A 13,689-nucleotide genomic window follows, 5' to 3' on the forward strand; every position below is an offset into this window, starting at 1 on the left:
CTCACGGCCTAAACCGTTGATTTACCTTTCACGCTACAGGTCTGCCTTTTGAGGCACACTGTATCGAAAAATCGCAAGATTCAAGTCAATTAAGTTAAATCCATATTTCTCGTAAACCTTAAGCTTTTCTTTTTTGCGTTCGGCATAGCGCTCATCGTTCTCCAGGCCCCAGAACTCAATATAAACTTTGCCGACTGGCAGATAAAAATCGCAATACACCTCTTCTTCGACAGGCAGCCTTCTTTCGTAAGCATGAACGATCTCCGACATATACAACCAGTTATCGATCAACATTTCCGCACGTGAACGGACATAATGCCCATCGGCTGCGCGATGCTTAGCCTCGAATTTATCACGGAAATTAATCGCGGATGCTTCTTTCTCTTCCTTCACTTCCTCAATCGCGACACCTTGAACGGATTGGAACGTCTCAAGAAGCCTATCGTTTGTAAGGATGCTCGGCTCCCAGCTAACATAAGGGATACCGGTTTGTTCGAATTCAAACTGCTTGCCGCCCAGGCTCTCGCCCAGCTTGGTTACCGCCCATCCCTTCACGCTTTTTTGAACCAAGCCGAGTTCGGATAGAATTGGATTTACTCTAAATTTAGATATATTAAAATACTTGCCCAAGGCAACAGCGGTTATGAGCTTTTCTGCTCCGCCCTGCTCCGATAAGAAGACCTTTATCTTTTCGTCCCATGCAATATAGGTACCGTGCTGAGGATGGCTCTTCATAGTGCCTCCCAGCTCAGCTCCTTTATTGGTCAGCACCCAAGCCTCGTCTTCTCTTTGAATACATCCGGCATCCATTAAAGTTTGGAAGAGATGCTTGGCGGGCAGTCCCAATTCTCTCGCTAGTGCAGATGTTGATAGTTGTTTCTGGCTCATATGATCCCCTTCTCTAAGTCCGTTCTCGGACGAGTTTGTTGTATGTTGGCATTGATAGGAGTCCTCCTTCTATTCCGTCGTTTTTGCAAGCCGTTCCTTCATATAAGCCTGAAGCGCTTGATCCCTGCAGTAGATGTAACAGCCCTTCATCCCTCTCGACATCAGGATTTTATAGATATTTTTAATAAGCGAATTAAGCCTGGCGGGATCGTTCTTTAACCCTTTTTTCCCCGTGACGTCCTTGTAGTCTTTGTAATCGGAGTATAACGCGCCCGTCTCCGAATCGTACTTCAAGTCGTTCCCGATGATGACGCCGACATAATCAAACTCCAGCCCCTGGGTGGTATGAACGCAGCCCACCTGATTGATTCCGTCAGGGTGGATCGCCCAAGATTCTCGAATGGCATAGCCGTTCCACGGCATTCTAAAGTCATGCTCCTCCACAACAACATCCTCGATCTGCCCATTCGGATTTCCTTGTTTAGGAGATGTCCAATCCCATGCATAGCCGGCTATTAGTCTTGCTTTGTGACCGTTAGCTTGTTTATCTTTAATTAGTTCATATAAACGATGAGGCGAATCGACAATGCGAAAGTCAAAAAACGCCTTATCCCACCCGTTAAAATTCCCCGTGTTCTGTATGCCCAGGACGTCATCAACCCAGTTTAAGTAGCCCTCCGCACCAGCACACCGGAACTGCGCATGCAACGAGTACTCATGGACTTCAGAACCTCGCATTTTGGCAATTCTCTTGATCTCCTCGATCGTGCCGATATCGTCAGGACGAATTCTTTGCAGGTCGTCGATGAAGAACACGCTCGTTTTCGCGCTTTTGACAATATCCTCAATCTGGTTATCTCCCCTATACATATAGGCGCCTTTCCCCTTCAGACGATGCGCTTCATCTACGATAAGAACGTCGAATTGATCGTTCTCCGTTTCTACAAAGCTCCCCGACCCTAGAAACAAACTCTTCGTTCTCATCTTCGATCTGGAGCTTTGTTTCGTTAGCATCTCCACCATGACATTCCGAAAAGAAGAATTCGGCGCGATGAACTTGGCATTCAAGCTATGACGCAGCAAGCCGCCAAGCGCATTCATGGATATGACGGACTTCCCCGTGCCCGGTCCGCCCTTTATGATGATCGTCCTCTTCCTGTCCTGTTTCTTGGCCAAGGCTACGATAGTTTCGTAGGCAACCTTTTGTTCATCAAGCAATACGAAATCCGAATTCCCTTCAAACAAAGCGTTGATGTGGTCGACCAAAGATTTAGACGGCGTTATTTTCCCGTTCTCAATCTCATATAGAAGCTGCATCCCTTTGCCCTTGCCGACATATTTGAAAATGAAATCCTGCAGCTTCTTCGTTTCATGGGATAAAAATAGCGGCGCTTCCGCAATCGTTTTCTCGTACTGCTTCGCTTTAAGCGGTTCCGGATTCTTTTCCCGATAGTTATGCAGAAAAGCTACGGAGTGCGCATGGACATCCTGGCTATATACGGCGGCATTCATATCGACGATGAATTGCCTATAAGACCAGGCTTGATACGACGGGTGCGTGGTTTCTCTTACTGCGCCGTTAATCGATGTCTTGACGATGTCTTCTTTTTCCGTCGACCATGCGTCTTCCCACTGCTTAAGCTCCACAATTATGAAATTTCGGTTCTGCTCATCGTCTTGTCCGGCAATGACAAAATCGATTCGTTTGCTCGTAGCCGGGATATTGTATTCGATCATGACGCCACAGTCGTCGGCGACTCTCGAATTGCGAATGATCCGCTCCATGAACTGCATGGAGTTATTCCAAGAGCGCCATTCCGAAACGGAAGGCCGCTTGCCCAGCTTTTCTATGAATGCGGCTTCGATATTAACGGCGATTTTATTGTCATCCACTGCCTCTTTAAAGTCGGCAACAGAGCTGCTGTATACGATCATTGGGCACCTTCTTATCTTAGTAGTACATCTAGAAATTCCGATCTTTACTCTTTCTTTGGTTTAATTCGACAAATTGGGTAAAAAGTCCTTCCTATTTAATCTATCTGAACGCGCTAAACGAGCTTCAAGAATGGAAAAGAAGAAGTCAGGGTCTTTGTTATTGACAGCTTAATGGGAATCATATATTCTGTTATAGAAATTGATAATCATTATCAATAACTAAAAAGAGACATGGAAGTGAGGAGTACTACAACATGTTTAGCTCAAAATCGAATATGCTGCTGCTAATGTTGCTTTTATTTTCCATAGCGCTTGCAGCTTGTTCCGGCACGAATACAACTAATAATAATGCCGGCAGCAAAGAACAACCTTCGGAAACGGCACCTGCCAATAAAATGATCACCGTATCGTGGCCGCGGGACGTTGGCCCGATGAACCCTCACGTTTATAACCCCTCCCAGCTTATCGCGCAATCGATGATTTACGAGCCGCTGGTCAACTATACCGAGGGCGGCGAAGTTGTGCCATTCCTTGCCGAATCGTGGACGATTTCGGAGGACGGTAAAACCTATTCGTTTAAAATTCGTCAAAATGTTACGTTCTCGGACGGCACTTTGTTTAACGCGAAGGTTGCCAAGAAAAATTTCGATGCGGTTATGAAGCACGTTGAAAATCACAGCTGGCTCGGTTTCATCGGCTTGCTGGACAAAACGGAAGCGGTTGACGAATATACCTTCAACATCGTATTGAAACAAGCTTATTTTCCAACATTGCAGGAGCTGTCGGTCGTTCGTCCGGTACGTTTTCTCGGTGAAGCCGGCTTCCCGGATGACGGCGACACTTCCAAAGGCGTGAAGGAGCCGATCGGCACCGGCCCGTGGATGCTAACGGATTATAAAACAGATGAGTATGCGGAGTTTACGCGCAACCCCAATTACTGGGGCGAGCAACCGATAGCGGATAAATTGGTCTTCAGAATCATTCCGGACGGCGACACCCGTGTTCTTGCCTTCGAAAAAGGCGAATTGGACTTGATCTACGGCGAAGGTGCCATCAGCATGGACGCATTTCTGCAGCTGCAGGATAACGACGATTACGAAACGCAAATATCCAGCCCGGTCGCAACAAGACAGCTGGTTATGAACACGACAAACGCGGCGCTGTCGGATAAGAACGTTCGGTTGGCCTTGCAGCACGGCTTCAACAAAGAAGCGATGGTACAAGGCATCACTTCCGGATTGGAAGACCTGGCGGACAGCTTGTTGTCCTCCAACTTCCCTTATGCGCAGACGAACCCCGCTCCGCTCGGCTACGATGTTGAGAAAGCGAAAGCTTATTTGGACGAGGCGGGCTGGCTTCTCCCGGAAGGCAAGTCGGTGCGCGAGAAGAACGGCAAACCGCTCGAAGTGGAATTGATTTACGAGAAAACGGATCAAATTATAAAGCCAATGGCAGAAACGCTTCAAGCGGAATGGGCGGGCATTGGCGTGAAATTGAACCTTTCGGGCCTTGAGCTTACAGAGCAAATCAAACGGTTCCGTGCGGGACAATTCGATTTGTACTTCTTCAGCAATTACGGCGCGCCGTACGATCCGAGCTCCTTCTTCCATATTGTGGCGGAGAAGAGCTTCGGTATTGCGGAGGCTCTTGCCAACCTGCCGATGAAGGATGAACTCGACCGGCAAGTGCAAGAAGCTCTCGCCACGACGGATGAGAATAAACGCAAGGAGCTGTTTGACGCTATTCAGACAACGTTGCACGAAGAAGGTGCGCTTGTGCCGATCTCCTACATTAAGAAAACCGTTGTATACAATAAAAAAATTAGCAGCTTTGCGTTTCCTGGAAACCGGGACGATAACCCGTTCTCCAGCATTGAGCTAAATCGGTAATTCGGGGAGGCGTATCATGGGCAGCTTCATAGGTAAACGGCTTCTGGCCGTCATCCCGATATTCCTTTTTGCCACGCTTCTCACATTTTTACTCATCTATCTCTCACCCGTCGATCCCGCCGAAGCCTATTTGACGGCGGCGCATATTCATCCGACGGAGGAGCTGCTCGAACAGAAAAGACAGGAGTTCGGCTTGGATCAGCCGCTGCTCGTTCAATACGCCCAATCCTTACTTAAGATGTGCCGACTTGATTTCGGCACATCTTATGTTTCGAACGAGCCTGTTTGGCAAGAGATTGTCCTGCGGATCCCGGCAACGCTACAGCTCGCTTTTAGCAGCATCGCGCTCGCCGTAATCGTTAGCATCCCCATCGGTTTTTTGGCCGCTGTATTCAAAAACAGCGTGTTTGATCACATAAGCCGGCTGCTCGCCTATTTCGGCGCATCGATTCCGCAATTTTGGCTCGGATATCTGCTGATCTTCTTTTTTTCGGTTAAGCTCGACTTGTTGCCTGTGCAGGGCAAAGGCTCTTTTGAGCATCTTATTCTTCCGTCGATTACGCTCGCGCTTGGGCTCATCGCCATCTATTCAAGGCTGCTGCGCACCGGCGTTCTGGAACAATTGCAAGAGCCGTACGTGCTGTACGCGCGGACCAGAGGGATCAAGGAAAAGGTCATCCTGAGCAAGCATGTTTTAAAAATCGCCATATCCCCCATGCTGACCGGTCTTGGCATGAATTTAGGGAGACTTCTTGCGGGAACGATCATCACCGAAGAAGTTTTCTCATGGCCAGGGTTCGGACGTTATTTTGTTGAAGCGATTTTTAATCGGGACATACCGGTTATCCAAGCTTATGTGCTCATTTCCGCTTGCTTGTTCATCGTATGCAATCTGATTGTCGATCTTCTGCAAATGTATTTGGATCCTAGAATCTCTTGGAAAGGACGGACCGATCATTGATAGCGAGCATACGTACCGGACTTAGAAGCCAGAAGACCGCAGCCGTGTGCTCGGTTATTCTGGCCGTCCTTTTTATTCTTTCCATATTGGCTCCGTGGATCGCGCCGCATGACCCGGTTCATGTCAACTTGGGCGTTAAGCTGCAATCCCCTTCATGGAATTATCCGCTTGGCACCGATCAGCTCGGACGATGCAACCTGTCCCGTTTACTCTACGGATCGCGTATTTCACTCGGTTTCGCGTCAATTATTTTCATCTCCTCGCTCCTGATTGGTTTGTTGATCGGGACGTTTTCCGGATATAAAGGCGGCCTAATTGACCAGGTGCTGATGCGTTTTTGCGAAGGTGTCATGGCTTTTCCGTCGCTTGTGCTTGTGTTGGGGCTAGTCGGAATTCTCGGCCCGGGATTGCCGCAGGTAATCTTAGCAATGGTTATGGTGCAATGGGTCTATTACGCACGAATGTTTCGAGGTATGGTGCTCAGCTTAAGAGAGCGGAATTTCATTGCGGCGGCGAAAATAAGCGGCTCCTCGCAGTGGACGATCATTAGACGGCATATGATTCCGAATGTGCTCCCTCCTATTGTCGTTATGGGGACGCTTGAGATCGGATGGGCGATCATGGACATCGCCGCAATGTCGTTTCTGGGACTCGGCATTCAGCCGCCTTCTCCGGAGTGGGGATCGATGATCCATGAAGGCAAATCGTACATTCGCAGCAATCCTGAGCTCATGTTATATCCGGGCATGATGATTTTAATCATTGTCGTAACGTTCAATATTTTAGGAGAGGCTCTGTCGGAGCGCTTCGGCGTCAAACGCCGATTTTGAAAGGAGCAACCCTAGTGACAGCACATCATAACCCTGTATTGCAAGTAAGCGGCCTGCGCGTATCGGCGAAAACGGCCCAAGGTGAGACGCCGCTCGTTCATGCCGTCGATTTGGAGCTTCAACCCGGCCGCGTGCTTGGCTTAATTGGAGAAAGCGGATGCGGCAAAACGGTCACAAGCCTGTCTGTGCTGCAGCTGCTGGACCGGAAAACAACAAAAATTGATGGCAGCATCCAATTAAATGGACGCGAGTTGAACGGAATTCGTAAGGAATCGATGCGTGCCATTCGCGGCAAAGAAATTTCGATTATTATGCAAAATCCGATGAATGCCTTTAGTCCGGTGTTGACCGTCGGCAATCAATTGATCGAAACGATCCGCACGCATACGTCTCTTTCGAAAAAACAAGCCTATGAGCTGGCCGTATCTTCCCTTCAAGACGTAAACTTGACGGATCCGGCCGGGATTATGAAGCAATACCCTTTTCAGCTCAGCGGCGGTATGCTTCAGCGGGTCATGATTGCAACGGCCATCTGCCTCCGCCCCTCGGTTATCATTGCAGACGAGCCCACCACCGCACTTGATGTAGATAATCAGCTGCGGGTATTGCGGCAGCTCGATCGTATTCGCTCTGAATACGGTACATCCATTTTGTTAATTACTCATGACTTGGGAGTGATTGCGGAAATAGCCGACGAAGTTGCCGTCATGCAGCATGGGCGTATTGTCGAGAAAGCGGAGGTTTTTCGGTTATTCGATTACCCGCGGCATGAATATACGCAAAAACTGCTCAATGCCAGACCTTCCTTCTCCACTAAACAGCAATCCAAGGAGTTAATACTGGCATGAGCGCCTCAACGGATTCCGATAAATCGGAAGCATCGGCCGCATTGGCGAAGAATCATCCCTTCGGATTAAGAGCGATACAGATATACAGCATGGCGGTTTTGTTCTATACGACCAGCCACATCCTGCTTATTCTTCTACCGCTTAGCTCGCAGAAGCTTGGAGCAAGTCCGGCGCTGATCGGCTTTATCATGGGAGCGTACATGTTTACATCGATGTTTTTGCGGCCTATTGCCGGCAAAATTGTCGACAAGCTGGGAACGAAACGGATTTTCATTGCTACGCTAATCTTGAATGCAGTTGTTTTATCGTTATATTCGATTCAAGAACTATGGCTATTCGCGGGGCTTCGTATTCTGCAAGGCGTAATCCTTTCCTTCTTCTCAATGATAGCACATCTGATGATCATAGAAGCTTTACCGGAAGACGCGCGTGGCCAAGGCTTGTCCCTGTTTTCTCTTTCGTCTATGCTGCCATACACATACGGTCCTTTTCTCGTTCTCTATTTCATCGATCATGTGCCGACGACGTTCCTATTTGTCGCACTTATTCCTCTCGGTCTGATAACGCTCCTGATTGGAGCAAACGTCCGAATGCCTGAGCGGCGGAATAATGACCATTCGCAGGCCGTAACGGCCTCAAATGAAAAATATTCCGGATGGCGCGACCGGAAACTGCTGTTTCCTTCATTCATCATGCTTCTAGCATCGGCCGTTATTGGTACCATAGCTGCGTTTCTCCCGATCTACTTGGAGATTCGCGGATTGCCTTATGCCAGCTTGTATTTTCTGACGGAAACGGCCGTTCTCGTCTTTCTTCGTTTTTTTGGGCGAAAATTCATTCCGACGGAGAAACGTTTCCCTTACAAATTGGTCGTTCTGCTTATCTGTCTGATGACTGCTGCCGTCGGTTTGCTGCGAATCGCAGACTCGCTGACGGTCGTTATGCTCGCCGCTGTATGCAACGGAATTGCGCTTTCCATGCTTTATCCGACGCTGCTGACCTATGTCTCGTTCATTGTACCGGAACGGTTCAAAGGTCAAGGAATCGGACTGTTTATTGCAGCGGCCGACTTTGGGACGTCTGTCGGAATTTGGGCGTTAAGTCTGCTCGCGAATGCATTCACTTACGAAACGATGTTTTCCAGCTGTGCCGGGATTGGCGGAGCAGCCCTATTGCTGCTCGTATGTTATCGAAGATGGGGGGCTAGAATATGAGTCTGCTGCACGTTAGTCATGTTACGCATGGATACTCCGCATTCCGTCTGTTTAGAAGAGCAAAGCGATCAAACGTGCTTACCGACGTCTCCCTCTCTATCGAACCAGGCCAATGCCTAGGTCTCCTGGGGACGAGCGGAGCAGGTAAAAGCACACTAGGCAAAGTCATTCTTGGTTTGGAAAAACCGCAGCAAGGGCAAGTACTGTTTCAAGGCGTCGATCTGTATGCAGCTCATGCATCCGACCGCAACAAGCTCCGCCGCGATCTGCAAGTCGTTTTTCAAGATTGCTATTCATCCGTTAACCCGAGAATGAATGCGGAGCAAATAATCGGTGAGCCGCTGTTGAACTATGAACCGCTCTCGAAGCAGGAACACATACGCCGGGTTGAAGAACTGCTGGAAATCGTCGGCCTTCATCCGGAGGACCGAAGTAAGTACCCGCATCAATTTAGCGGAGGACAACTCCAACGTATCAATATTGCGAGAGCGATTGCGTTGAAGCCGAAAATGATCGTGTTAGACGAAGCAGTCAGTAGTCTGGATATGGTGACCCAATCTGACATTCTCGCTTTATTATGCGATTTAAAGACGAATTTTGGCCTGTCTTATTTGTTTATTACACATGATATTAAGGCCGCCTATCACATTTCCGATGCGCTGGCCGTCATGGAACAAGGTAAGCTGGCTGTTTATTGCGCGGATAAAGAGCAATTTATGGGGCTGCAGCATCCAAGCGTGCAAAAGCTCGTTCAATCGATGCTCCCCGAACATCCCCGCTTACGTTCCGGAAGGGAAACTTAATATTGCTTGCCTCTTCGAACGATGCATCAAATTCACGCCAAGAACCGTCAGGCTCGTCCCGACGGTTCTCGTTCCTATTATTTATTGTACCGTAATTATCACCGGCACCGTGTAGAGATCGTATTGCCTCGCGGCATCCAGGCTTGCCGTATACCTCAGCAATACATATACCTTGCCTTTTTTCAAGCCGGTTACTTTGTTTCCTTCTACTTTTACTTTCTCGTTTCCGTCTATCACCACAATTTCAGGGGTCACTTTGCTCTCGGTACCGATATGGGTTTTCACAATAGCGGAAAGCTCCAAAGCTTTATTCGCCTTCAGCTTGTATTCCGGCATTTCCGGCTTTAACTCTGCGGGCCAATCGGAAGCCCACTGCGCATAATCGGTCGTGAGTCCGTGCGTACCCCTAGCATAATAGTTCATCGTTTCGTTCAAGTCTCTGAACGTCCATGGCCAGAGGGTTATCCCGCGGTGCTTGGCCGCTTCCATAAATTTCGGACCGACTCCGGGATAGCTTGTGTTGAACGTCGTGTTTAAGCTCTGAATCACCTTAAGCGTTTCGCGCAGCGACTTGTTCACGCTCGCTTCATTCGCGTATCCGCCGGTAAGGAAGCCCATGGACATCTCGGGCATCTGCTCGCCCAGCCGCTTTAACTGCTGATCGCTGAAGGAAATGACGGCAACCTGGTCTTCGACATCCTTTTCCTTAATGAGCTTGACTAACGCGTCGACCGTTTCCGGCTTGTAGCTCTTGATCTCAACGAAATGCAGCACGTCCTTATCCTTGAACTCGTCGAACACCTCCGCCAAGGTTGGAATTCCCGCGTCAGGATACGTTTCCGGGAACTGCTTGTTCGCTTTGAAGGTCTTCAGCTGTTCCAGCGTGTAATCCTCCACATTGCCCGTTCCTGTCGTCGTACGGTTCAAGGTAGAGTCATGCATGATGACCAAATGTCCGTCCTTGCTGATGAAGATATCGTTCTCGATCATGTCGGCGCCTTTCTCATACGCCAGCTTAAAGCCTTCCATCGTATTCTCTGGCGCAAGGGAAGGAATTCCCCGATGGCCGATAATGAGCGGCTTGCGGATCAGCGTTGTGCCATGGTTATAGACGCCGAGCGCGCTAACGGCTTTCTCCGGGGCGTCCGTCACGATCCCGTTCACGCCGGATGTGATGAGCCGGTGAAGCGCAAGCTGCTGCTCATCCTCTTTCTTCTCCTCTTCCATCGCCCATACGGTAATAAGCCGCTCTTGCAGGTAAACAGTCTGCTCAGCCGTCGCCGCCTTCTGCGGCAGAAGGGCGATCTTGGCCAAGCCTCGATTCGTGGTGCGGCGAATCTCCATTAATTGTTCAGCCGTTAACCGGTCGATCTTCCCCTTCAAACCGAAATCAACGATGCCTCGCACGATCGGGTAAGCTTCTCTGGTCATCCGAACCAGGTCAGCCTTATCCGATATAACAAAAGCGTCTTCCAGACCGGCGGATTTGAGGTATTCCGCAAGCTGGGTCACCGTTACTTGATCCTCTACATAAAAAGCGGGAATCATCCGGTTATTCATAGATTGAAGCACTTCATCCAGGCTGCCGATCGTTTTCCGGCCTTTGCCTTCCGTAACGAATAAATCTTTATTGAGGTGCAAAATCACCGTTGCAGGAAGTGAAGCCGCTTTGTCGTCCGTCAGTCTGTTCCATTGCTCCTTGGATTCAATATTCGCAATGACAGACGGCGCAAGCGAAATGCCGGTATGAGGCTCCGCTACATGGACGAATCTGTCGGCTGGCATTGGAGGGAGCTGCTCTTGCAGGAGCGTGACCCGGACGTTGTCCACCTTCGCCTTGCTGCCGTTCGCCTGAAGACCGATCGCTCCTTTGCTGTAGGCCGAAGCGGCGTCCGTATCCACAACGAGCTTGTCGTTAATCCATTGCTGCACTCGGTTTCCATGGGCTTTCACCGTGTAATGGTACATTTTGTCCGGGGCGATGGATTCCGTGAAGGCGCCTTTGTCCGGGACATTCCAGGCGTTCGCCGGCGTTCTCTCGGCAAACTCCACGCCGTTCACCGCGGACGCATTCTGTCTTACCGCCATCTGGTAATAAGGATAATTGCCGTTCTGTACCCGGTACATGATGGAATGCCATCTGGCAGCATCGTTCGCGGCAAGATGAGTCATATCCGCTTCAATGGTATAGTTGCCGAACAAGCTTAGATAGCCTGGCAGCAGCACTCGGGAAGGATTATCCGGAGATGTACGGGCGTCCAGGATGAACGAGCCAGCCGTCACTGACGCGAGTGCGGGACTGGTGCCTTCAATCCGTTTCCAATCCATAGGCATGGAGCCTTCCGCGAGCTGGTCGAAGTTTTCTTCGTACAGTACATATTCCGAATCTGCTGGAGCTTTGGCAACGACAAGAAGTTTTACCGTTGCAGAACCTCCCTGCGCCGTCACCCAATGAACGCCTTTATCCAGCACGTTCAGCTTGCCGTTCTCCACGGTAACGGATAGGCTCTCCGAGGTCCATGTTAGCGCGTCTCCTCGTACCGTTCCGCTTGTCAGATCGTTAAATTCCGCTTGGAACGTGAGAGCGGCCGGATCGATTTCCTTGCCGGTGTCGGCCAGCACATATCCTTCCGCATGCTTCAAGGAGACGATTTGCGCTCCGGTCGTTGACGGCGTCACGGTGATCTGCCGCTGGACTTCGGCATTTCCGTAAATGGCTTTAATGACAGCTTGTCCGGCTTTTACGGGATAGAGCTTGTTATTTACAATTTTCGTAATGCTCTCGTCCGAAGAGTATAGCTTCACTTGATCGGCGGGAACGGATTCTACGATCCCGTCTGAATAGTGAGCGGTAAAAGCAACCTCGGCCGGACCGGTCAACGCCTCAAGCGACTCCGGCACGGCAGCCTCCAGGCTGAGCGCGTGGATGCGGGTTACTTTCAGATTATCGAACCGGACCTTGCTCTGATCGGCCTGGAAGCCGACCTTGCCCCGCTCAAGAAGCTCTGCGGACAGCGTTTTGTCCGTCAGCAAGGTGTAGGAGGCTTCGTCCGAAGCCTTGATGTACAGCTTCACATTGCGGCCGAACACGCGGACTTTCCACGAATAAGTCTGGTTCAAGTCGAGCGGCTTGCCCCACGTTCCGCTTACGGGGACAGACCAGCTGTTGTCAGGCTTCCGGTAAGCTATTTCATACGCTCCGTTCTGTCTGACGGCCATCTGATTATAGGGCTGCTTGCCGCTCGACGCTCCGCGGAACATGAGGGAGGCCCATCTGCCGGAGTTCAGGACGCCTTCGAACGTAACGTCGGCTTCGACCGTGTAGTTATCCCATTGGACGGGAGCCGATATTCGGGCTTGCCGGCCTGCCGCGTTGCCGTCGAACAATAAGCTGCCGCTGCCGTCTTCGGCTTTGGACACCGTGATAGGGGAGCTTCCCGCGTTCACGTCGGAAATCCAGTTTGCCGGTGTTTCCCCGCTCTGGTAACCGTCGAAATTGTCCTCGAGCAGCACATCGGATATTTGTCCGGAGACCGGTCCGCTGTCTTCAAGGATCAGGGAACCATAACCGGTTGTATCGTTCCAGAACGAAGTGGTATTGTATGCGCTCCACATCTGGGTTGGTCCCGGCGCGGCAGCGTCGTCCCTGTCCGTGACGCCGATTTCGAAGCCAAGCTCCTTGGCAGTGACAGGATCGAAATTCAGCATGTCCCAAGGAACGGCGATTTCGCCCGTCCAACCCGCGTCCGTCTTCTGAATAGCTCTTAATATTTTCTTCTCATCCTTATTGGCATGGTTCGGTGCAGCTCCAAAGTTGAAGGACGGCGTCGTCGTATCCGGCTGAAACCCGATGCCGATCTGCATATCGCTGTCGACGAACGGAGCGGACCTATGACGGCTTGGATCGAAGAAGATACCGATGTTGTCCTGCTCGAACCAATATCCCGTTCCATTATGAACGAGCTTATCATCCGCCGCGTTCACGGCAATGTATAAGTAAGTGTTATCCCAAAGTAAGCCGAATTTGGCTTCGTCCGGGTTACCTTCGCCTATTTTGACTGTCATAGGCTCTTGCACGGTCCATATGGACTCGTCTGTCGTGCCGTCAATAACCGGAGGTGTTGATGTTTTTTGCACGGTCATCGATTTAGCGGTTGATTCCTCCGCATTTACCGTTGTTCCCTGAACGTTGAACATTCCGCACAGCATGGCGAATGCCAGCATCCAGCCTGTCACTTTCCTTGTTGTTCTCATTCTCGATTCTCCCTCTTGGCACAATATATAAAAGCTCGACTTGGCCATGATAACAATCGATATGATG

At 50.1% G+C, this 13,689-nt stretch carries 9 protein-coding genes; 6 read left to right on the top strand and 3 right to left on the bottom strand.

All coding sequences use genetic code 11. From position 1 onward, the window contains the following. Window positions 1–33: 33 nt before the first annotated feature. Window positions 34–888 (bottom strand): glycerol kinase, encoded by an 855-nt coding sequence (locus IDH41_RS25230; RefSeq protein ID WP_190866097.1) that lies wholly within the window; start codon window positions 886–888, stop codon window positions 34–36. A gap of 69 nt (window positions 889–957) precedes the next feature. Further along, on the bottom strand, window positions 958–2,823 hold the full coding sequence (locus IDH41_RS25235; RefSeq protein WP_190866099.1) for a DUF2075 domain-containing protein: 1,866 nt from the start codon (window positions 2,821–2,823) through the stop codon (window positions 958–960). A gap of 254 nt (window positions 2,824–3,077) precedes the next feature. Between IDH41_RS25235 and nikA the strand changes: the two genes are divergently transcribed. From nikA to nikE, 6 genes are read left to right on the top strand one after another with little or no spacing between them, the layout of a single operon-like run. Further along, window positions 3,078–4,712 carry a nickel ABC transporter substrate-binding protein gene (gene nikA / locus IDH41_RS25240; RefSeq protein WP_190866101.1) on the top strand — a complete coding sequence of 545 codons (1,635 nt, stop codon included), beginning with the start codon at window positions 3,078–3,080 and terminating at the stop codon, window positions 4,710–4,712. Window positions 4,713–4,728: 16 nt separating this feature from the next. Then, window positions 4,729–5,673 carry a nickel ABC transporter permease subunit NikB gene (gene nikB / locus IDH41_RS25245; RefSeq protein ID WP_190866103.1) on the top strand — a complete coding sequence of 315 codons (945 nt, stop codon included), beginning with the start codon at window positions 4,729–4,731 and terminating at the stop codon, window positions 5,671–5,673. Beyond that, window positions 5,670–6,503, top strand: a complete 834-nt coding sequence (gene nikC, locus IDH41_RS25250) for a nickel ABC transporter permease subunit NikC (protein ID WP_190866105.1) — start codon at window positions 5,670–5,672, stop codon at window positions 6,501–6,503. Before nikB ends, nikC begins: the two co-directional genes overlap by 4 nt. A 14-nt stretch (window positions 6,504–6,517) precedes the next feature. Continuing rightward, window positions 6,518–7,351 carry a nickel import ATP-binding protein NikD gene (gene nikD / locus IDH41_RS25255; protein WP_190866107.1) on the top strand — a complete coding sequence of 278 codons (834 nt, stop codon included), beginning with the start codon at window positions 6,518–6,520 and terminating at the stop codon, window positions 7,349–7,351. Continuing rightward, a complete protein-coding gene (cntE, locus tag IDH41_RS25260) occupies window positions 7,348–8,565 on the top strand; it encodes a staphylopine family metallophore export MFS transporter CntE (RefSeq protein ID WP_190866109.1) in 1,218 nt (405 codons plus the stop codon). Before nikD ends, cntE begins: the two co-directional genes overlap by 4 nt. Further along, window positions 8,562–9,368, top strand: a complete 807-nt coding sequence (nikE, locus tag IDH41_RS25265) for a nickel import ATP-binding protein NikE (RefSeq protein WP_190866111.1) — start codon at window positions 8,562–8,564, stop codon at window positions 9,366–9,368. The genes cntE and nikE overlap by 4 nt, the downstream gene beginning before the upstream one ends. Window positions 9,369–9,449: 81 nt before the next feature. Here nikE and IDH41_RS25270 read toward each other — a convergent pair whose 3' ends face one another. Beyond that, a complete protein-coding gene (locus tag IDH41_RS25270) occupies window positions 9,450–13,622 on the bottom strand; it encodes a glycerophosphodiester phosphodiesterase family protein (RefSeq protein ID WP_190866114.1) in 4,173 nt (1,390 codons plus the stop codon). Window positions 13,623–13,689: the final 67 nt, after the last annotated feature.

Source organism: Paenibacillus arenilitoris, from assembly GCF_014705655.1.
GTDB classification, from domain to species: Bacteria; Bacillota; Bacilli; order Paenibacillales; family Paenibacillaceae; genus Pristimantibacillus; species Pristimantibacillus arenilitoris.

Excerpts from the sequence above, each read along its gene's own strand:
- nikB (WP_190866103.1), top strand. The coding sequence starts at position 4,729 with ATGGGCAGCTTCATAGGTAAACGGCTTCTGGCCGTCATCCCGATATTC.
- nikE (WP_190866111.1), top strand. The coding sequence starts at position 8,562 with ATGAGTCTGCTGCACGTTAGTCATGTTACGCATGGATACTCCGCATTC.
- IDH41_RS25230 (WP_190866097.1), bottom strand. The coding sequence starts at position 888 with ATGAGCCAGAAACAACTATCAACATCTGCACTAGCGAGAGAATTGGGA.
- nikA (WP_190866101.1), top strand. The coding sequence starts at position 3,078 with ATGTTTAGCTCAAAATCGAATATGCTGCTGCTAATGTTGCTTTTATTT.
- IDH41_RS25235 (WP_190866099.1), bottom strand. The coding sequence starts at position 2,823 with ATGATCGTATACAGCAGCTCTGTTGCCGACTTTAAAGAGGCAGTGGAT.
- IDH41_RS25270 (WP_190866114.1), bottom strand. The coding sequence starts at position 13,622 with ATGAGAACAACAAGGAAAGTGACAGGCTGGATGCTGGCATTCGCCATG.
- cntE (WP_190866109.1), top strand. The coding sequence starts at position 7,348 with ATGAGCGCCTCAACGGATTCCGATAAATCGGAAGCATCGGCCGCATTG.